17 protein-coding genes are annotated in these 20,357 nt (G+C 42.7%); 6 read left to right on the forward strand and 11 right to left on the reverse strand.

What is annotated here, in order from left to right; all coding sequences use genetic code 11:
• Window positions 1-57: 57 nt before the first annotated feature.
• Entirely contained in the window at window positions 58-1,227 is a 1,170-nt protein-coding gene (locus HWQ36_RS24930) for a TPR domain-containing glycosyltransferase (RefSeq protein ID WP_292707754.1), read from the reverse strand.
• Between the two features lie 243 nt (window positions 1,228-1,470).
• Between HWQ36_RS24930 and HWQ36_RS24935 the strand changes: the two genes are divergently transcribed.
• Window positions 1,471-2,895 carry a serine/threonine-protein kinase gene (locus tag HWQ36_RS24935; RefSeq protein ID WP_292707756.1) on the forward strand — a complete coding sequence of 475 codons (1,425 nt, stop codon included), beginning with the start codon at window positions 1,471-1,473 and terminating at the stop codon, window positions 2,893-2,895.
• Between the two features lie 7 nt (window positions 2,896-2,902).
• Window positions 2,903-3,025: a hypothetical protein gene (locus tag HWQ36_RS24940; protein ID WP_292707702.1), complete on the forward strand. Its 123-nt coding sequence runs from the start codon at window positions 2,903-2,905 to the stop codon at window positions 3,023-3,025.
• A gap of 244 nt (window positions 3,026-3,269) precedes the next feature.
• Here the strand turns inward: HWQ36_RS24940 and HWQ36_RS24945 are convergent, their stop codons facing one another.
• The 4 genes from HWQ36_RS24945 to HWQ36_RS24960 all read right to left on the reverse strand — a co-directional run bounded on the left by HWQ36_RS24945 (window position 3,270) and on the right by HWQ36_RS24960 (window position 9,893).
• Window positions 3,270-4,061, reverse strand: a complete 792-nt coding sequence (locus HWQ36_RS24945; RefSeq protein ID WP_292707704.1) for an SDR family oxidoreductase — start codon at window positions 4,059-4,061, stop codon at window positions 3,270-3,272.
• 273 nt (window positions 4,062-4,334) lie between these two features.
• A complete protein-coding gene (locus HWQ36_RS24950; protein ID WP_292707706.1) occupies window positions 4,335-7,367 on the reverse strand; it encodes an MFS transporter in 3,033 nt (1,010 codons plus the stop codon).
• Between the two features lie 839 nt (window positions 7,368-8,206).
• Entirely contained in the window at window positions 8,207-8,740 is a 534-nt protein-coding gene (gene infC / locus HWQ36_RS24955) for a translation initiation factor IF-3 (protein WP_012412604.1), read from the reverse strand.
• Between the two features lie 670 nt (window positions 8,741-9,410).
• Window positions 9,411-9,893, reverse strand: coding sequence for a DUF4385 domain-containing protein (locus HWQ36_RS24960; RefSeq protein ID WP_292707712.1), 483 nt, complete (start codon window positions 9,891-9,893; stop codon window positions 9,411-9,413).
• A gap of 77 nt (window positions 9,894-9,970) precedes the next feature.
• Between HWQ36_RS24960 and HWQ36_RS24965 the strand changes: the two genes are divergently transcribed.
• Both HWQ36_RS24965 and HWQ36_RS24970 read left to right on the forward strand, forming a co-directional pair.
• On the forward strand, window positions 9,971-10,456 hold the full coding sequence (locus HWQ36_RS24965) for a VOC family protein (protein WP_292707716.1): 486 nt from the start codon (window positions 9,971-9,973) through the stop codon (window positions 10,454-10,456).
• A 132-nt stretch (window positions 10,457-10,588) separates the two neighbouring features.
• Window positions 10,589-10,870: a hypothetical protein gene (locus tag HWQ36_RS24970; protein ID WP_292707759.1), complete on the forward strand. Its 282-nt coding sequence runs from the start codon at window positions 10,589-10,591 to the stop codon at window positions 10,868-10,870.
• Between the two features lie 368 nt (window positions 10,871-11,238).
• Here HWQ36_RS24970 and HWQ36_RS24975 read toward each other — a convergent pair whose 3' ends face one another.
• Together HWQ36_RS24975 and HWQ36_RS24980 are read right to left on the reverse strand one after the other, a co-directional pair.
• Window positions 11,239-11,919, reverse strand: a complete 681-nt coding sequence (locus HWQ36_RS24975; RefSeq protein ID WP_292707718.1) for a Uma2 family endonuclease — start codon at window positions 11,917-11,919, stop codon at window positions 11,239-11,241.
• Window positions 11,920-11,995: 76 nt separating this feature from the next.
• A complete protein-coding gene (locus HWQ36_RS24980) occupies window positions 11,996-12,757 on the reverse strand; it encodes a class I SAM-dependent methyltransferase (protein ID WP_292707721.1) in 762 nt (253 codons plus the stop codon).
• A gap of 6 nt (window positions 12,758-12,763) precedes the next feature.
• Here HWQ36_RS24980 and HWQ36_RS24985 point away from each other — a divergent pair, with 6 nt between their 5' ends.
• Window positions 12,764-13,582, forward strand: a complete 819-nt coding sequence (locus HWQ36_RS24985; protein ID WP_292707724.1) for a methyltransferase domain-containing protein — start codon at window positions 12,764-12,766, stop codon at window positions 13,580-13,582.
• A 37-nt stretch (window positions 13,583-13,619) separates the two neighbouring features.
• Here the strand turns inward: HWQ36_RS24985 and HWQ36_RS24990 are convergent, their stop codons facing one another.
• On the reverse strand, window positions 13,620-13,880 hold the full coding sequence (locus HWQ36_RS24990; RefSeq protein WP_292707726.1) for a hypothetical protein: 261 nt from the start codon (window positions 13,878-13,880) through the stop codon (window positions 13,620-13,622).
• A 203-nt stretch (window positions 13,881-14,083) separates the two neighbouring features.
• Between HWQ36_RS24990 and HWQ36_RS24995 the strand changes: the two genes are divergently transcribed.
• Entirely contained in the window at window positions 14,084-16,345 is a 2,262-nt protein-coding gene (locus tag HWQ36_RS24995; protein ID WP_292707729.1) for a cation:proton antiporter, read from the forward strand.
• A 363-nt stretch (window positions 16,346-16,708) separates the two neighbouring features.
• Here the strand turns inward: HWQ36_RS24995 and HWQ36_RS25000 are convergent, their stop codons facing one another.
• From HWQ36_RS25000 to HWQ36_RS25010, 3 genes are all read right to left on the reverse strand, one after another.
• On the reverse strand, window positions 16,709-18,121 hold the full coding sequence (locus tag HWQ36_RS25000) for a TolC family protein (protein WP_292707731.1): 1,413 nt from the start codon (window positions 18,119-18,121) through the stop codon (window positions 16,709-16,711).
• Window positions 18,122-18,237: 116 nt separating this feature from the next.
• On the reverse strand, window positions 18,238-18,909 hold the full coding sequence (locus tag HWQ36_RS25005) for an ABC transporter ATP-binding protein (protein WP_292707734.1): 672 nt from the start codon (window positions 18,907-18,909) through the stop codon (window positions 18,238-18,240).
• A gap of 37 nt (window positions 18,910-18,946) precedes the next feature.
• The gene (locus HWQ36_RS25010) at window positions 18,947-20,218 is read right to left on the reverse strand and encodes an ABC transporter permease (protein ID WP_292707762.1); all 1,272 of its coding nucleotides are present in this window, start codon (window positions 20,216-20,218) and stop codon (window positions 18,947-18,949) included.
• Window positions 20,219-20,357 lie beyond the last annotated feature (139 nt).

Here is a 20,357-nt window from a genome sequence, read left to right on the forward strand (position 1 = left end):
GGCGTTCCCATCTGAAAGTTTTTGAACCCCATGCCCCATGCCCAATGCCCATCACCTCTACATCAACTCCATCTCCTGCAACCCCTGGCGTAGTCTCTTCGCTTCTTCGGGATTATATCTTTCATGAAGGGCGATCGCTTTTCTAAAAGCTGTTAAACTATCTTGATGATTGCCAGCTTTGAGCAATACTACCCCTAAATTTTGATACGCTTCAGCATAGTTGGGATTTAAGGCGATCGCATTTTGATAATATGCGATCGCATCTGTCAATAAACCCAAAGCCTTAAATGTCATCGCCAAATTATAATGTCCAAAAACAAAGTTAGGATCAATTTTCAAAGTTGTGGCGTAAGCAGCTTTCGCACCATTGAAATCTCCTGCTGCTTTGAGTAAGTTACCTAAGTTGTTGTATGCTCCTAATTTGAGCATGGGGTAAATTGGCAATTTGATAGCAGCTTTATAGTGAGAAATCGCCTGTGGAGATTTTTGCAAGCGACTGTAAGCAATGCCTAAATGATAGTGGAGTTCATATAAAATATCGTAGTTGTCTTCAGCAACGCTGATTCCATGTCTGAGCAACTCCATACCTTGAGTAATTTTCCCAGTTTCCACATACAATGCCCCTAATTTACTGCAAACATAAGGGTCATCGGGATGAGTAGCGAGAAACCCTTCCATCGCCGTAGCTGCTTTGGCATATTTGTTATTTTGAGCGATCGCACTTTTTTGATATCCTGTGTGTACAAGTGCAACCCCAGGTAAATAACCTATTTGCCAATGGGGTTCTTTAGTTAAAATTGCTGACACGCTATCATCCACTAAGGCATGATAAGGACGGTCAAAACGAATATCTGGATGATTGCGGAATAGCCTGGAAACCAAAGAATAGGGAGATTGTTCAGCACCTACTTCTTGGCGGACGAGGTTGATAAGCAGGTATTCATCTCTAGCGATCGCCTCTCGCAACTGCGGTACAATTGCTGGTGTCAGAGTTTCATCAGCATCTAAAACCAAAATCCAGTCACCAGTGACATATTTTAAAGCTGCATTTCGGGCAGCACTGAAGTCATTACACCATTTAAAATGATGAACTTTTGCACCCAGTTGTTGGGCGATATTGGGAGTGCGATCAATTGAGCCTGTGTCCAAGACTACCATTTCATCCACCACTTTTTTGACACTGTTTAGGCATTTAGGCAGTGTTGCGGCTTCGTTTTTCACAATCATGCACAGACTCAAACTCATAATTTAAAAATTGGGAATTGGGAATTGGGAATTGGGCATTGGGCATTGGGCACTTGTACTGAGCGACTTGTGCCGAGCCTGTCCTGAGCGTAGCCGAAGGGCGAAGTCGAGGTAAGTCGAAGTATTGGGCATTGGCAAGAAAATAAATTAAGTCCTCATTGCCCATGCCCCATTCCCCATTCAAATTTTGTGCAAAAATCAAGATTAACAAAATCAGTGAATTTAATGCAGGGTCAAACCATAGGTGGACGCTACCAAATTCTCACCCAACTGGGACAAGGGGGGTTTGGCACGACTTTCTTAGCTCAAGATATGCAAAGACCAGGGAATCCACAATGCGTTGTTAAGCATTTTAAACCACTCTCTACCGATGCATACACTTTACGAGAAGCTAAACGTCTGTTTAACCAGGAAGCATTAACCCTGGAAACATTAGGAAATCATGACCAAATTCCTCAACTATTGGCTCACTTTGAAGAGAATCAAGAATTTTATTTAGTTCAGGAATTTATTCCAGGTCACGATCTTACCAAAGAAATACCACCTGTATACAACCGATTGAGTGAGCCGGAGGTGATTAAACTGCTAAAAGATATTTTGTCAGTTTTAGCATTTGTCCATCAGCACAATGTGATTCACCGCGATATCAAGCCTGCTAATATTCGGCGGAGAACATCAGATAACAAAATACTACTAATTGACTTTGGGGCTGTCAAACAAATTAGTACTCAGATGGCTAATTCTCAAGGACAAACAACTTTTACCGTAGCCATTGGTACTCATGGTTATATGCCAAGTGAACAAGCTAATCGCACTCCCCAATTGAGCAGCGATATCTATGCAGTAGGAATTATTGGTATTCAAGCTTTGACAGGGATTAATCCTGCCGATTTTGGCGGTCAAGGACTGCCAAGAAACCCTAATACTGGCGAAATTGATTGGCGCAACCAAATACAAGTGAGCCGGCAGCTAGCAGAAATTTTAGACACAATGGTACGCTATGATTTCCGTCAGCGCTATTCGACAGCAGCATCGGCATTGCAAGCTTTAGAAATGCTGGATAAAGTACCAGATACTACTATTCAGAAACCCCTCCCATCTGCACGATCTAAGAAAGTTTTTATCGGTGTAGGAATAACCGCAGTAGTTGTTACTATAGGTCTATTGTTACTCAAATTACAAACTCCGACACAAAAGTTTTTGGCTTATGAAGATTCTAGTAATGGGATAAAGATAAAATATCCAGAAAGTTGGAAAATCCAAGATTCACCAAACCTGATAACTAAAGAATTAGTGACATTTTTATCGCCTAAGCAAAGTGATACAGATAATTTTCAAGACCTTTTGACTATAACTGTTGAAGATTTTTCTGGCACATTAAGCGAATCGCAAGACTTATTTATTAAAGAAGTCAAAGCCACTTTATCTGATGCAACTATTGTGAATACAAGTGAAACAACTTTAGCTAATAAACGAGCTAATAAATTGATTTACATTGGCAAAGATGGAAAAAAGAGTTTAAAAAATTTACAAGTTTGGACTTTAAAGGGTAATCAAGCATACGTCATCACCTATTCAGCAGCAACAGAGGATTACGATCGCTTCTTGCCAACAGCAGAGAAAATGATTGAATCATTTGAAATTAAGTAATGATTTTGTGATAGCTGAAAGTGCGATGGGCGAAGCCCCGCCGGAGGCGATCGCTATTGAGCATAGTAAGGCTAAAATTAAACGGGAGCATCCCAAATGTGCAAAAACCTTGATAGCCCTCATCCCCTAACCCCTTCTCCCAAAGATGGGAGAAGGGGAACTAGAGTTATGTCTCCCCTCTCCCATGTTTGCTACGGTGTACACACAAGTCTTCTAACATTGCCCTACAAGCTTTTGATCCCCTGGCTGCCAGAAAACTCGGAGGTACGCTACGAATTGCACGATGGGGTAATACCCCCTATTTTCCAGCTGTATCCTTTAAGAAGTCGGGGATCTTGTTTATCACGAATAATTTAGGATTGCTATGTTACAACTTATTTGCTTTCCTGCATCTTTCTGACTAGTTTAGTCACTAACTTCCTGGGAGTAAATCTTACGGATTCAGCGAGAAGCTTATTTTTAATTCCAGGAACCACAAGAGTTTTGTTTTCTAATAGACCACGATAGCCAATTTGGGCTACTGTTTCCGCAGTCATAATTTTTTTACCGCTTACCAGCTTTGAGTCTTCCATCGCGGCTCTTTGTTGGAAATCAGACTCAGTAGGCCCTGGACAAAGCGCCGTCACAGAGACACCTGTGCCTTCTAATTCATTTGCGATCGCTTCTGAGAAGGATAATACATAAGCTTTACTAGCGTAGTATACTGCCATCAGCGGCCCTGGTTGAAAAGCAGCAGTGGAGGCCACATTTAATATTTTTCCAAACCTCTGCTCAACCATACCTTTAAGGAATAACTTGGTTAAATGGGTGAGACATGAAATATTAACCTGTAGCAATTGTAGTTCAGTATTCAGGTCAATTTCGTTAAATAATCCATAGGTAGCAAAGCCAGCATTGTTTACCAGCACATCAACTGTGATAGATGCTTGTTCTAGCTCAGTGAAAATTTCTTCTGGGGCTGACGGGTTAGATAAATCCTTAGTAATAACCTTGACATCAATCCCAAATTTATTTTTAAATTCATCGGCAATTTTATTCAGCTTTTCCCCACTTCTAGCTACCAATACAAGATTGTAACCATTCTGAGCAAATAACTTAGCGAATTCATAACCGATGCCGCCAGATGCACCAGTAATAAGAGCCGTTTGTTTGCGATTATCTTGCATAATTTTTACGCTTTTACTCTAGACTAACAAGAGAACAGGGAATAGGTGTTTACTGAGTTTTGTCATGCAATCAAATATGAGTCCTTTTGTTATTTATCATTTGTTTAGACTTACCAATGTTCCATGCTCAATCACTGTTATCCTGATTCTTTAACAAACTTTGGCGGGTTTAAGTCCCCGGCAACAAGTAAGCCGTAAGTTTTGTGGCTCTTTCTAAATCCCCGTTACAAAACTGTACTTCCGACTTCTTTAATTATTCTGAATTCTGAATTCTTAGGTTTTCCGGTTATCTAGTCCTTTAAAATTGTAATTTTTAAACTGGTATTTTTCGAGTAACTCTTTTACTTGAGCGGCCACTAAAGGATGTGGATCTTTTTGTAACTGAGGGAGGATTTGCAGGAGGACGCGATGTGAAACCATGTTTAGATATGCGATCGCAGCTTCTCTAACAAAGCCTGTTGGATGACGCAAACTCACTAAAATCTCGGAACTTGTCAGTCTGATGCGAGTCACCTGAGCAAAATGGAAACAACAAGCTAGACACCAATCAGAAAGGAAGTTACCCAGCATCAGCAATCTGTGGAGGCGATCGCTAACTACCATATTCTCATATTCTACGATCTTGGCTTCTACAAGATGTTGCAATTTTTCTGACTGCGGTCGATTATCTAAAATATTCAGCAACACAGACTTTGAAGACAAAGTTACGGTATGCTCTAAGATTTCTAACCCCCGTGCTAAGTTTACCACTGAGAGCGATCGCAGATTAAATGCTGCTGCCTGCATCTTTTCTGGTGAGTAAAGCAGTCTGAGCAACAGTAGCAGCCGCTCTTTGACATCCAATTCCAATTCTAAAAGGGCGCGTTGCAGTAACTTAGAGACAATCACAATCCTCTCACTTGAATGATGATTTTCTTTTTCATCTAATATTTTCAAGTCTATATATGCGCCATAAATCTCGCCTAAAAACTTTAACTCCTGCTCAATTAAATTTTCTACCCGACTTTCATAAAACCGATCTACTAAACCTCTAATTCCTGGTTGTTTATGTATTTTTAGTAAGCTACGAAGAATATGATCTCTAGTTATACCCCAGGATGCCTCCAAGTTTTCCCATAAAGTCTCTAATGCTTCCTGAGTGCCGATTTGAGCAATAGTACGCCAAGCATACATCCGCACTACTTCTGGTTTGTAAATATTGGTAGCTAACCGCAACAGCATCTCTATAGCTTCATTTTCTAGTCGCACTAAGGATGACATTGCTGTAGTGCGGGTTGATTTGTAATAAAGGGCTGCAATCAGCGCCGAATAGTATTCCTCTAAATGGGTTGCTGCAATCATTTCTAATACGGCACAGCGCACCCGTAACGACTCATCTTGTAATAAATTCGGAATGTGAATCCGTAACGCCTGCAAATAAACTGCTTCTCTCAGCGCTCTGACTCCATTTACCCGTTCCCGTTCTTTCTTATGAGTCAACATCCGGCGCATAGTTTGAGTGGCTGCTACCTTTTGTATGGGCGTTCCCTGGCGTAAGACTAAAGCGGCGGCGGTAGCGCGGATGAGTGAGTTTTGGCGGGGGTTCAGATATTCTTCTAAAATGCTTAAATTGGGATTCGGTTCAGCTAGCCAAACGTAGCGTAGTGCTAGGGCGAAAACTTCGGGGTTAGTTTCTTGGGGTTGTTCTAACAAAGGACGGATGGCGGATAGATAAGCGGGATTTGCACCTGCTATCAGCATCACTTCCAAACTTTGGCGCTGCAAATCTGGGGTTAACTTCACTAATAGGGGTGCTAAAACCTCCGCAGCTCCTTGAGAGTCAATTTGGGCTAAAAGTTCAATACAAGAGCGTTTATCAGCCTCGCTGCCTTTTTCTGCTAAAGCTTTGACTACCCCCTGCTTAAAGAATCTTAAGCCGACATTGGTTGCACTCAAGTGACCCCGGGCCACACTCAAGACTAACAGTTCAACGTAGCGCGATCGCAATTCCCAAACTACTGTTAAACAGGTGCCAGCTATCAGCATTGTTTCTGCCACCAACACCCACTTTTGCATGGATACGGGTACAAAGCGCCCACAAAACAATAGAGTTGCAAAAATTAGCACTCCTGTCAAACCTGTAGCGATCGCTTCGGCAGTTCCACCAGATAAAGTCTGCATCCGGCTGCGAATTGACTCAGGAATCGGTTGGTACAGGATGGGGCCGCTACTCATGACAAAGGTGTAGCGCAAAAGTTCATCGCAAAATTTGACAATTATCAAACCCCAGAAAAAGCTTTGCGATTGGATAGCGGGAATTAAATTCAAAAATACCAGCACTCCTGGTAATGAAAAGCCGACGGTGATTGGTAAAAGTGTCGCTGTGAAAAATACCCCCATCCGTTCAATGAGTCGGCTGGAAATAAACCACTGCAATAACAACTCACACAGTCCCAATGTCCCACCAAAAAGACCCAAGAAGCTGGCGAGTTCCCTGTCGCCCAAATTCGATTGGAGTTCGCGCAGATATTGAAAATCTATTAACAACCCAATGACTTGCAACAGACCAACAAAAGCAAACAATTGCCAAACATAGCGCTTCAGTGGACTTTTAATAAAGCGCTCTCGTGAAGCTTGTTCTTCAGGAATTAGTCTTTGTGGGGTTTCAGGAAAAGCCGCTCGATAGTGATTAGTTAAATAGAATAAAATCGCCGAGCCTAATAAAATCACTACACAGGCGATGAAGATGATCTTATTCAGTGTGGTGTATTGCACTAGCCAAGGCAAACTAAAGCCACTAATCACATCTGCTACCAAAAGTCCACTACTCACCAGTGGGTAAGTGCGCTTAATCTCCCGAATGTTAAATATTTGGTTGGCAACGATGGAGGTGTTGAGATCGTTGACTACATAAAGGGCATCTACCCATAGCCGCAGCAGAAAAGCCGAAATAACTGCCAGGTAAGAAACATGAGATCCCCAACGTAATACAACTAATAGAAGTAATGGCATCAACATGCAAGGTGCGATCGCTACAATCACCCGGCGTAACGGAAAAATCCTTTGCAGCCAAGAGTATAAAAAAACCAATGCTGCGCTCATCACAGCACTGGCAATATACATCCACGGCAATAGATGAGTCCCATATTCATCCAAAAACAGCGCCACCGTACTGTCCTCTGCCCACCGCAATCCTACACACACAGTTGTGTAAAAAATAAACATTATCTGAGTTCGTTCACTCTCCTCTGGTCGGAGATTCACCCACTGTAGTAGTCGTGGTAAAACAACTTTATTTACAGCAAACCAGTGATTTTTCAGTTCCATGCAGTTTTATTTTCTGGTAGTGTCACCGTGGAGGAGGCAGGGGGCAGGGGCAGGGGGCAAGGGGCAGGGGGCAGGGGGCAGGGGGCAGGGGGCAGGGGTCAGGGGGCAGGGGGCAGGGGGAGCAGGGGAAGTCGGGGAAGAAAATACTTTTTTGTCCCCCTTGTCCTCCTTGTCTCCCTTGCTCCCTTGCTCCCCTTGCTCCCTTATCCCCCTCACCCCCCATTCCCTCATCCCTGGAAATAGCAAAAGTCCTGAGCAACTGAGTATTATGTTTCCCACTCAGCCTTCAAGACTATCGATTTGAGATAAATTTATAGGACTTACGCAAAATCACACACTGTAAGGGCAATTCATGAATTGCTCTAAGAAGAAAATCACGGTTTCAGCTAAAGTTTTGCGTAAGTCCTAATTTATAGCGGTTCTCAGTTGAGTGAAATACAGACCTAACCCCCAAGCCCTTCCCTTGTAGGGAAGGGGAGTAAGATTCAAAGCCTCTCTCCTCTTAGGAGCTACGTGTACACACAAGTCTTTGAGAGTTGCCTTACAGCGTTTAGATCCCCCCTAACCCCCCTTAAAAAAGGGGGAACCGGAGTCAAAGTCCCCCTTTTTAAGGGGAGCCTCCATTCGAGAACCGCTATAAATGACCTTAGAGCTTTGGATGCACAGATGTGCGCCCAAAGCACGTCTTACATCCAAACGAAAATTAAAGAGAGAACAGGAAAAACTATTCCCTATTCCCTATTCACCATTCCCCATTCCCTATTCCCTTTTTCGATGAAAAAAACCCCTGGCTAGAAGTCAGGGGTTTTTCAAACTTGGTCTATTAAAGAGTTAGAGGATTATTTTTTGGGCGAGATAAGCATCATCATGTTTCGCCCTTCTTTTTTAGGCGCTTGTTGAAGCTCACCAAAAGGCTCCAAATCCGTTGCCATTCGCTTGAGCAAATCTTCTGCTAGGTCGCTGTGTTGAATTTCTCGACCCCGGAACATCACAGTCGCTTTGACTTTATCGCCATCTTTCAAAAAGCGCTCTGCTTGTTTAACACGCACGTTGTAGTCATGTTCTTCTATTTTGTAACGCATCTTAACTTCTTTGACATCAGCCGTGTGCTGCTTTTTCCGGGCTTCCCGCGCCTTTTTCTCCTGTTCAAACTTATATTTACCGTAGTCCATAATCCGACAAACTGGCGGGTCAGCTTTATCACTTATAAGCACCAAATCTAACTCTTTCTCTTCTGCTAGTTGTAGTGCTTCCTGTGGGGGCATAATTCCCAGTTGGGCACCATCAGTATCAATGACCCGAATTTTCGGGAAGCGAATTCGTTCGTTAATTTGGGGCAGATCGCGAGTTCTTTTCTTCTCAATCACAGGCATTATGATTTGTGGGAGCTCTTAATGAAGGATTTGGTGTGGTCTTGATTGGTATGCCGTTAGAGGCAAAATACGGAAATAACTCAGAACTGAAAACATAGTCTACAGTTCTAGAGTAACTAATCCATAAAATAGTTGTGTCCTTGTATTTGTCATTTTACTAACTCTGAGAGAATTTCTCTGCAATAGTTAATCTAAATTACACAACCTAGACACATATTAAATATTATTACAACTTTTGCTCAATCATGTTGACGGTCGAGTTAAGCACTATATTTCCAGAATACCAAGCTTACGATGTAGATACATCTAGCAAGAATAATGTAACATATTATCTTACACGAAGTATTCTAGCATTTAAAAGGGCGGTTAGAAACCTTGGCTGCACTAGGTTTTACCCACCTGTGTGGGTTGCAAACCCTCAATTTTCCTTAGACTACCCGGCGAGAAGGCTTTGCTAACGTTTACATAGCTGCTCAGAGAACAACGTAGTAATCAGATTGACACTATCAGGTCTAAAGACACAAAGACACGCTCGATTCTCCAAGTTAAGTTTCCCTTCTCTCTTTAGCTTCGTGGGCATTCTCAAGGTTAGAAGAAAAGCCATAACGCGCAGGCGAACTACGTTTGGATGTAAGATGAACCGTGATTTCTAATCGCCAGGTATATTGATTTACAACGGTGAGGTGCTTTCATACATTTGTTTATGTTTGGCTAAAAGCTCTTGATATTTCTTATTTGTCTTTGCTTGTATCCACTTGGCTTTAAAAATTGCTGCTGACTCGGCTTTAATTGGGTCTTCTTCGTAGGGAAGAATCTCTTTTTTAGAACCTGAAGTTTCGGAATTTTGTTTATATTTTCTGCCAGTTTTATGATTGGCATAACGGCGAGAGCGAGTATAACCCATTTGGATAAACTTTCGTGCCATATCCGCGCCGATAAAATCATCTTGTTGTAGATAAACAAGAAACATTTCGTAAATTTTTTCACTTGACTCTCTAGCAATCTCAGGAGTTTTGAACCGCCAGTAAGGAAGAATTTCTGATTTGTATGGTTCTACCAAAAGTACTCCCTGCTCACCCTTGCCAACGCGATAGAGTTCAGGATGTTGGCGAAAATCGATATTTTTAAAGTCTAAAGAATAATCAAAAGGCATGATAGATTTTTATGAGGAATAATAAACTTTAAGTAAAAGGTTCAGCTTCTATCCTAGTAAGGAGATTTTCTTCTACTATGCTATCTAGCACTCAATCTGCGAACAGTGTTCTTGCGCCAGGAAATCTGCGTAAAGTGCATCACATTGCCCTTAATGTCCAGGATATGCAAGCTTCTCGCTACTTTTATGGCACAATTTTAGGTTTGCACGAACTCACAGGCGATGAAGTACCCGCAACCCTGACGGAACTTGTTGCATCGGGGAAAGTAGCCAACTTTATTACCCCGGATGGGATGATACTGGATTTATTTGGGGAACCGGAATTATCACCACCAGATCCCAATCCAGAGAAGACATTCACCAGAGCGTACCATCTAGCCTTTGATATCGATCCGCAGTTATTCGATCGCGCGGTGACAGCGATCAGAGACAATAAAATAGCGATCGCTCATGGCCCAGTCACTCGCCCTACTGGTAGAGGTGTGTATTTTTACGATCCAGATGGCTTTATGATTGAAATTCGTTGCGATCCAGAAGCTAGTAACGCTTTGCGTAATTCGTAATTCGTAATTCGTAATTCGTAATTACCGTTGCGTAAGGGTTTTAGACATTTCAAATGTTCTATTTATTTCCGCCGTACTGTACTAGTTAATTTAGGGGTAAAAACAAAAGTATCTACTATGACTGCGAAACTCATACAATTATTTAAAGTAATTGAAGACACAATCACAAAACCGCCAATTCCACACGAACCATACAAGCAATCATTGAAAGCTTGGGCGATGTATTGTTTGCGAGATAAAGGTTTTATAGTTGTTTATGCTCAAAATGCCGATTTTGCTATTGAAAGAAAAGGTGAGGAAAAACTATATTTTAAAGTTTCAAATAGTCCCAATGATTTAGATAATTCTGTTAGCTGGATTGTTTGGGATAGCACAATTAAAAGCGCGAGTCTCATTCCCCAAAAAATAGACTGATATCAAAAAAGCGCTATAGTCATAAAATTTTACTTCCCTTCCCTAGTAGCTACGGTGTACACACATCTCTCTACAAAACCAAAATGTTGTAGATCCTCCTAAATCCTCCTTAAAAAGGAGGACTTTGAGAGGTTTTTGCCCCCTTTTTTAAGGGGGGTTGGGGGGATCAAAAACTTGTGGGGCAACTCTCAAAGACTTGTGTGTACACCGTAGCCTTCCCTAGTGGGGGAGAGGCTGTTCTTGTTAGGTCTGTGCGCTATACAGCACTTACGGCAGCTATGAGGTACATTCCCAAATCTGAAAGCTTTGATAGGAGAGGGCAAGGAAAAAAACTGTATTGCATAATAGCCGGAAGCGCTGTATTTTCCTTAATCCGACAACTGCTGCACAAATATTTGATGTTCTGGCGAATTTAATCCCAACTGCAAGACAGACAATACTTGCTGCATATTGCCAGCAAGTAAATCTGACATTGACAACCACAAACCAGGAAATATTTGACTTTTGATAATTCCATCTGCGTCCACTTCTAGGGACAAATATTGCCCTTGTTGCAGGCTAAACCAATCTAATTTATTTTCAAATATTTGCCAAATAATGTATTCTTTTACCCCATTCCGACCATAGACTTTTTTCTTGTCATGTAAGTCAATAGCAACACTGCTAGCTGCTATCTCTATTACGAGTTCTGGCGCACCTTCTATGTAGTCATCATCACTTAAACGAGATTGTCCTTTAGCTGTTGGTGTGATTAATAACACTCCATCTGGCTGCGGTTCATTGTCTCGATCTAAGCGGACTGTTGGCTCAATTCCCAATCTCACACCAGGAGTTGATGCTTCATAAACTCCCAACCAAGTGATTGTATGACCGTGTGGTTCAGCATGACTTTCAAAGCGTAATGGGGATGCCAAGTATACAATTCCTTCAATTAATTCTGCCTTTTGATGACGGGACATTGCTTGATAGCGTCGTTCAAATTCGTAGCGAGTAAGGCGATCGCCATTTTCTAAAGGAGGAATTCGTTGCTTGAGTGATAAGTTGACCATGATTTTCTGCTCTGGCAAGGAGTCTTACTTTATTATGGCTTGAGACATATTTTTCTTGTGATGTACCGTCCAAGCCTCATCTTGTCAAAACATCGCTAGAATTAGGTTTCTCAAATACCATTAAATGCTGTTGAGGTAACAAGTTTTTAGTTTCACGCCAAACCAAACCAACAGCTTGCATTTCTTTGCGGACTTGCTTTTGAGTCATTTTATGCAGACCTTTAATCATAATAAAGGGATTTTCACCCCGATACTCAACCAGAACTACCCGACCACCTGGTTTTAGTGCTTTCACAATTCCTTGCATCACTTCTTGAGGATACTCAAGTTCATGATAAGCATCTACCATCAACGCCAAATCGATACTTTCAGATGGTAAATTTGGGTTACAAAGGGTTGCTAAAATAGGCTCAACATTGGTGATATTTTTCTCTTTTTTGAATAACTCAATTATTTCTAACATTTCTGGCTGAACATCTACAGCTAACACCTTACCTGCTGTTAATAACGGCGCGATACGAAAGCTTAAGTAACCTGTACCAGCGCCAATATCTGCCACCACATCATTAGGTTTCAGGTTGAGGACGTTGACTACCTTACTTGGCTGTTCCTCCCCCTCTCGACTTGGACGTTCTAGCCAGCCAGCGCCAGTGTATCCCATAACTTGGGCAATTTCTCGCCCCATATAATATTTGCCGATGCCATCTGGACTGTGGATTATCCGTTGTTCATAAACAGTGGTGGATGAAGTCGCGGCTTGTGCTGTCAGGGTTGGATTCAGCAGCAAGCAACTCAACATCACAACAAGAGTTACTATAAAGTGGAGAAAATTTGACATTTGGTTATGACTGATTTGGATAGTTATAAGCAGCAACTAAGAGAATTTTATGGTAGTAGAACTACTTATGACTATGAGGAAGGTACTCGCCATCCTCTAGAAGCCAAGATTTTACTTGAATTTGTGCCGCTAGAATTGGGACAGAAAATCCTTGATGTGGCGACTGGAACAGGTTTAGTTGCGATACCCGCAGCTGAAAAAGTTGGTTCAGAGGGTTATGTGATTGGGATTGATATGACCCCTGAAATGTTAGATCAAGCAAGACTTAAGATTGCCACATCAAGATTACAAAATATCGAGTTGATTGAGGCAGATGCAGAATATTTTAACTTTAGTGATAGTAGTTTTGATGTTGTCTTTTGCTGTGAGGCAATTGTACTTTTTCCTGATATCCTTGCTACTTTGCAAAAGTGGTATCGCTTCTTGAAACCTGGAGGATTTGTGGCATTTACCTGTCCTCCCGAAACTGCTTATATGGCATCTCTTCATCAGAGTATTTACACTAGAGTTTTGGGCGTATCACTACCATATATCCTTGAACCACTGGGGACTCCAGATAAATGTCGCGATTTACTCAATCAGGCAGGTTTTAGAGATATCGAAATTAAGATTGAACCATCAGGACGTTATCGCCATCTTCGGGATAACAGATTATCTAGGACAGCAATTAATATAAATTTTAAAGGTAATCCTCTGTTGTCAACATTATCACCAGAACAATTAAATCAGTTGCAAGTTGAGTACAAAGCTGAAATTGAGAAACTAGCAACCGATCAAGGTATTTGGGAAGACACTACAAAGTTGTTTGTTCGCGCTCGAAAATAAGTTGATGAGCGATTGAAAATCGCGGCTACACAAGACTTTACCCACCGATCTGGGTTAAAAACTGTTGATTTTCTCTTAGTCCACCTCCGTGGACTAAGTACAGCATTTCATTAATTCGTAGCGAATTAAATTTGGCAATACCCGACAATGTTAATGCATCGGCTTGCATTGTTAATGTATCGGCTTGCATTGTTAATGTATCGGCTTGCATTGTTAATGCATCGGCTTGCATTGTTAATGCATCGGCTTGCATTGTTAATGCGTTGGCTTGCATTAAAAACGCTACGCTTTTACGCAAAGCTGTACTAAACTTTGTGTAGCCACGACTTTTAGTCGCCTAATACTTTTCAAACAACCTCTTCGGGCGATCGCGCATGATAATCTTGCCGTTACTAATGACAACGAAAGTTTAATCTCCTAGACCGATGTGGAAGTAAACATTTTCAGGATTTACTTGAACAGCCCCTTGAAAAATTTGTAATCCAACCTTTGGACGCTTATATGCAAAACCTGTCCCTAATGTTAGTGCCTGTACTCGCTGCACAGAAAGTAGCAGGTGACGGTTTAATTAAACCTCTCGGTCATCATGAACTGCTGTTAGTGCTGGTGCAACTGTCACTATTGCTTCTCGTAGCGCGGGGATTAGGTGAGTTAATGCGCCGAATTAACCTCCCGCCTGTTGTTGGGGAATTACTGGCGGGTGTGCTGCTGGGCCCTTCTCTATTTGGTTTGCTCCTTCCAGACTTGCAAGCTCACATCTTTCCCAAAAGTCAAGAACAGTCTAATTTACTTTCGGTGATTTCTTGGTTAGGTGTGTTATTTTTGCTGATTGTAACTGGGTTGGAGACGGATCTCAAGCTAATTCTTCGCAAGGGTAAAACGGCTCTGCTGATTTCACTGGGCGGAATTATTGTCCCGTTTATTACCGGATTTGGATTGGGTTGGCTATTGCCAGATAGTTTTTTAGCCGACCCAGATAAGCGACTGGTATTCAGTCTATTTATTGCCACAGCAATGAGTATTTCGGCAGTACCAGTAATTGCCAAGGTGCTGATGGATTTAAACCTAATTCGCCGTGACATTGGTCAAGTAACCTTAGCGGCTGGGATGACTGACGACACCATCGGCTGGATTTTACTTTCTGTGGTTTCAGGTCTAGCTAGTAGCGGCAAATTTGACTTTGGGACAATTTTTCATTCTGTGAGTGCAGCTATATTGTTTTTAGCGATCGCTTTCACAATTGGGCGTACCATTGTAGATCAGATTTTGCGGTGGGTTGATGACTACGTTGGCGGCATCTCTGCTAGTATATCGGCTGTGCTGATTCTTTCGCTCTCGGCAGCAGCACTTACCCACGCATTAGGTCTGGAAGCAGCATTAGGTGCTTTCGTGCTGGGAATTCTGTCCGGTCAATCTCGCCGCTTTAGTAACGAAGCTGGACATCTGCTAGAAGTATTCACAGCAGCCTTTCTAGCGCCAATTTTCTTTGCTGGGGCTGGCTTGAAAGTTAACTTGCTAACTCTGTTAGTGCCCCAAACGCTACTATTTGGCTTGATTGTTCTCGCTGTCGCCTGTGTTGGCAAATTTACAGGTGCTTACATTGGTTCTCGCGTCGGTGGCTTGAGTCATTGGGAAGGTTTGGCGATGGGTTCTGGGATGAATGCTCGCGGGGCAATGGAAATTGTCGTTGCCACCATTGGTTTATCTTTGGGAGTGCTGAATCCCCAGATGTACTCAATTATTGTTATGGTGGCGATCGTCACTTCCCTAATGGCTCCACCCCTTTTGCGCTGGTGTTTGTCGAAGGTGGTGATGAGTGAAGAGGAAGCTCAACGGTTGGAACAAGAAGAGCAAGATAGCCGCAGCTTTATCAAACAAATCCAACGTGTTTTAATACCTACTAGCGGTGGCCCCAACATCCAACTCGCAGCGCAACTTGTGGGCTACATGGCTCACCAAAACTCCATAGAAGTGACATCTCTATATGCCCTAAGTGATAAGCAACCTCAAAGAAAAGGCCGCCGGGCGGCAACCCAAGTTAAAGATACCGCCGCCGAGGAAGCTCTGGCTTCTGTTGCTGAGGAAATGCAGCTACCTGCTGATACGACCCTGCAAACAAAAACGGAGTCTGGGCGTAGTAAAGCGGAGGTAATTCTGAATGAAGCGAACAAAAACTATGACTTGATCGTATTGGGAGCTTCTGAACAGATACGTCCTCAGAAAACATTGTTCAATTTGCTTGTAGATCGGGTAGTACAAGAAGCGCCATGTGCAACGATGGTGGTAAAGTCGCACCTACCCCAAGCTAAAGGCGAGATATGCAAAATCGCTCAGCAAAAGCTGACAAAGATTCTAGTGCCAACGGTGGGGACAGAATATAGCAAAAATGCTGTGGAAATGGCAAGTACGATCGCTGCTCAGACGGGAGCATTAGTGATGATCGTCAACGTGATTAATTTGCCACAAGTTGAGTATATTCTTTACGAACGGCGATCGCTAACTCCAGTGAAGGAAATTGCTCACGATTTGCTCGAACAGCAAGCAGCAATTGGCCGCAATCTGGGTGCTGATGTCAAAACCTATATTCTTCAAGGAACCAGCCCAGAAAGGGAAATCCTCAAGTTTGCTCAAACCCAGCAAGTTGACCTAATTATTCTCGGAAGCAATATCCGAATGGTTACGGGTCGCGTTTTCTTCGGTCACAGAGTAGATGCAATTTTGAGTAAAGCCCATTGCCCAGTAGCGGTAATTACTACGCCATAGTCTTTCTCAGCTGCATCTAAGCAAACTTTTCTTTACTAATTCTCCCTCATCCCCCTCATCCCCACCTGCTCCCTGCTCCTCTGCCCCCCCGGTTACTGAGCGTAGTCGAAGTATGCTCCCCTGCCCCCAATACGGTTCAGTTAAGGGTAAAAACTAAAAGTTGTGTAGGTTGGGTTGAGGAACGAAACCCAACATTATTAACCATTTGTTGGGTTTCGCTATTGCTCAACCCAACCTACTATTTTTCTTAACTGAACCGTATTGCCCCTGCCCCCCCCGGTTACTGAGCGTAGTCGAAGTATGCTCCCCTGCCCCCTGCCCCCTGCCCTTAAAGCGATAGGATACTTTTTATTTAGAAGTCCCCTAGCGCGAAGCCCTGGAAGTGACTGATTTTTGCAAATTAGCTAAAGCGCGATTGTAATCCAAAATAGCTGTGACTCGATTACCTTCTGCTCTTGTCAGGTCATTTTCAGCAGCAATCACTTCTGTTTGAGTACCCACACCAGCTTGGAACCTTAGCCTTGCTAAATTCAGAGCTTCCCTGGCTTGATTTAAAGCCACACTAGAAGTCTGCACATTATTTAAATTAGATTGCAATTGAGAATAGAATTGTTCTACATCAAAGCGAATTTGGTCACGCTGGGTGGCAAACTTACTCTCTGCGATCGCAATATTAGCTTTTGACTGAGCCGCTCTTGCTCTTGCTGAACCTCCATCATACAAAGTGAGATTTCCTTGGAATCCCACTGAATAGCCATCAGTAATGCCGACACCATCATCATAGCGATCTAGCAGGTTGTAGTTGGCTGCCAAACTAATTTGCGGCCCTAACTTTGAAAGTGCTTGTCGTCGCTGTTGCTCACTAATATTACGTTGTGCTAATTGCTGTTGCAATTCTGGACGATTTTGAAACGCTCGGACAATACTTTGTTCTACCGTCTGCGGCCAAAGACCGGCTAACTGTACAGGATCTGCGGTACTGATATCAAATGACTGCGACAAACTTAACGTGGTGGCAAGCTGACGACGGGCAATTTGCTGCTGCGAGATAGCATTAGTTAGTTGTTGTTGGGCGTTTGCTAAATTCACCTGAGCTTGTAGCACATCGAACCGCGTACCCACTCCAGCCCGTTCTCTCGCTTGAGTATCCCGCAAACTAGCCTGGGCATTATCCACAGCAGACCGGTTAATTCTTACTAGTTCATCTGCTTGTTGCAAATCGTAGTATTGAGTTGTGGCATTCAATCTTATTGTCAAAGACTGACTTTCAACATTCAATTCATCCACACGTAATTGTTCTTCAGCTGCTTGGATTGTCGCTTGTCGATTACCGGAGGTATAGAGGTCGTAATTCAGTTGTGCGGAACCATTAAAAGAGGTGCTGGATTGAGATGAATTATTAGTAAAACCATTACCACTATTAGTCAAACTACTGTTGATCCCCAAAGTAGGAAATAAAGCAGCTTGAGACTCGCGGAGGGCTGAACGACTGCGTTCTAGCTGTAATATGGCTACCTGTAAATCTCGATTGTTGCGTTGTGCTAGTTCTAAAGCTTGTGCCAAACTGATTGGCACAGTTCCCTGAATCTTTACTTCCTGGGGTTTAGTAGGAAATTGCAGAGGATTGGGATTAGGGTTGAGGTAATCAGGAACCTGCACAGGGCTTGAGTTATTCTGCGGTTTTGGGGGAGTTGCGGCACTTGCTAAAGTTGGAAAAAGAATAGCGAATGCTACGCTAACCCAGGTAGAATGCACAAATAATAAGCTGAAATTCATAATCTAGATGTAGTCATTAATTAGGTTTTTTGAGGATACAATCAAAAGTTTTTATCCTGATTGACCTATAGAAAATTAAATCTTAAATTCCTCCTCTAAGGGTTGATATTAACAAATTAGCCGACAATCAAGCCATCCTGAACTCGAATAATCCTTTTGGTTTGAGCAGCAATATCTGGTTCATGAGTGACAATCACAATTGTGATTCCTTGGTCATTAAGTTCTGTCAGCAAACTCATCACTTCATTAGAAGTTTCAGTATCTAAAGCTCCTGTTGGCTCATCTGCCAAAACTAACGCAGGTCGGTTAACTAAAGCACGAGCGATCGCTACCCGTTGTTGTTGTCCCCCAGAAAGTTGACTAGGACGGTTAGCTATGCGTCCCTGTAATCCTACTTTTTCCAGGGCTTCTAATGCCCTTTCACGGCGTTTTGGCTTGGGTAAATTAGCGTAAACCATTGGTAACATCACGTTTTCCAGTGCTGTTGCCCGCGCCAATAGGTTAAATTGTTGAAAAACAAAACCTATCCTTTGGTTGCGAATATACGCTAATTCATCATCATCAAAAGTCGTCAGGTTTCTCCCTTCAAAAATATAGTCTCCAGTTGTCGGACGATCCAGACATCCCAAAATATTCATCAGCGTGGATTTCCCCGAACCTGACGCACCCATAATCGAGACATATTCCCCCTCCTCAATAGAGAGTTCAATTCCCTTGAGTATGGGAACACTAACTTCTCCCAAGTAGTAAGTTTTAGTAATAGATTCCATCCAAATCATCGTTGGCATATAAATTACGAATTACGAATTACGAATTACGAATTATTTAGTCACTACGTAAAGCAGTGATTGGATCTAATTTAGATGCGTTTCGGGCTGGAATTACCCCAGCGACTAAGCCAACAGTTAACGAGAGTCCAAAGCCGGCAATGATTGACAAGAAGGAAATGATAAAGGGAAACTTGAAAATGCTTGCAGCGATAAAGGCTAATAAAATGCCAGTGGCCATCCCAATACCGCCGCCGACAATGGAAATTACGATCGCTTCGGCTAAAAATTGATTAAGGATTGCCGAATTGGTGGCCCCTACAGCTTTGCGAATCCCGATCTCTCGCGTCCGCTCAACTACCGAAACTAGCATAATGTTGGCAATACCGATTCCACCAACCACTAACGAAATTCCAGCGATCGCTACTACCATTACTGTAAATAAACCCACAACATTAGTAAAAGTACTAACAATATCAGCTTGATTAGTCAGCCGAAAATCATCAGCTTGCGGCGGATAAATGTTGTGACGCAGCCGTAAAAGATTGGTAACTTGAAACTGAGCCGCTTCTAATTGCTCCTGATTAGCGCCTTTGACTAAAATTCCATTTACAGAAACGCCTACCAGAGCATTGTTCCCAACCAGTCTCTTCGACATACTAGTTAGAGGAATGAAAACCTGGTCATCTCGATCCATCGGCCCCTGAGAACCTTTAGGTTCCATCACCCCAATCACTTTGTAAGCCTCTCCCTGAATGCGAATGCTCTCACCGATAGGATTTACACCCTGTCCAAAGAGGGTATTTTGGACTGTAGGGCCAAGAATAGCTACCTGTGCCACAGTATCTAGTTCTTCTTGAGTAAAATATCTCCCTTGCTGGGGGTGAGTATTTCTGATTTCTGGGTAGTTCAAATCTGTGCCATAAATGGTTGTAGAGGTGTTCTGTCCTGCATACACAACTTGGGCAGACCGTTGCAGATAAGCAGAAACCATCTGTGCTGATGGTGCTTGTGTAGCGATCGCTTTTGCATCTTCCCAAGTCAAGGTGCTGCTAGAACCTACTCCTTGACGGACATTCCCGCTTCTTGCAGCACCCGCTAAGATTTGGATCACATCTGTACCCAACGCTTGTATCTGTTGCTCAACCCCTTTTTGCACTCCCTGACCAACAGAAGTAATAGCAATGACTGAGGAAATCCCAATAATCACGCCCAACATCGTTAGACCTGTGCGTAATTTGTTACTCCACAAAGTCTCTGCCGCCATTGTCAAGATTTCCAGCAAAGGCACTGTACGAGTCTTCTTAGTTTTGTAAAAGCCCTTAAATATCTGAAACATAAAGTTTTATTTGAAACTCAATACAATTCAGTTAAGCATTTCTTCCTTCTCTTCCTTGGCGTCCTTGGCGGTTCGTTAAATAATTCGTAATTCGTAATTCGTAATTCGTAATTAAGTTTTGTGACGGGGA

The sequence above is a fragment of the Nostoc sp. NMS2 genome (assembly GCF_017115105.1).
GTDB lineage: Bacteria > Cyanobacteriota > Cyanobacteriia > Cyanobacteriales > Nostocaceae > Nostoc.

Bases quoted from the DNA above. Each gene is read 5' to 3' on its own strand.
- HWQ36_RS24930 (WP_292707754.1), bottom strand. From the start codon at position 1,227: ATGATTGTGAAAAACGAAGCCGCAACACTGCCTAAATGCCTAAACAGT.
- HWQ36_RS24935 (WP_292707756.1), top strand. From the start codon at position 1,471: ATGCAGGGTCAAACCATAGGTGGACGCTACCAAATTCTCACCCAACTG.
- HWQ36_RS24945 (WP_292707704.1), bottom strand. From the start codon at position 4,061: ATGCAAGATAATCGCAAACAAACGGCTCTTATTACTGGTGCATCTGGC.
- HWQ36_RS24950 (WP_292707706.1), bottom strand. From the start codon at position 7,367: ATGGAACTGAAAAATCACTGGTTTGCTGTAAATAAAGTTGTTTTACCA.
- infC (WP_012412604.1), bottom strand. From the start codon at position 8,740: ATGCCTGTGATTGAGAAGAAAAGAACTCGCGATCTGCCCCAAATTAAC.
- HWQ36_RS24960 (WP_292707712.1), bottom strand. From the start codon at position 9,893: ATGCCTTTTGATTATTCTTTAGACTTTAAAAATATCGATTTTCGCCAA.
- HWQ36_RS24965 (WP_292707716.1), top strand. From the start codon at position 9,971: ATGCTATCTAGCACTCAATCTGCGAACAGTGTTCTTGCGCCAGGAAAT.
- HWQ36_RS24975 (WP_292707718.1), bottom strand. From the start codon at position 11,919: ATGGTCAACTTATCACTCAAGCAACGAATTCCTCCTTTAGAAAATGGC.
- HWQ36_RS24980 (WP_292707721.1), bottom strand. From the start codon at position 12,757: ATGTCAAATTTTCTCCACTTTATAGTAACTCTTGTTGTGATGTTGAGT.
- HWQ36_RS24985 (WP_292707724.1), top strand. From the start codon at position 12,764: ATGACTGATTTGGATAGTTATAAGCAGCAACTAAGAGAATTTTATGGT.
- HWQ36_RS24995 (WP_292707729.1), top strand. From the start codon at position 14,084: ATGCAAAACCTGTCCCTAATGTTAGTGCCTGTACTCGCTGCACAGAAA.
- HWQ36_RS25000 (WP_292707731.1), bottom strand. From the start codon at position 18,121: ATGAATTTCAGCTTATTATTTGTGCATTCTACCTGGGTTAGCGTAGCA.
- HWQ36_RS25005 (WP_292707734.1), bottom strand. From the start codon at position 18,909: ATGCCAACGATGATTTGGATGGAATCTATTACTAAAACTTACTACTTG.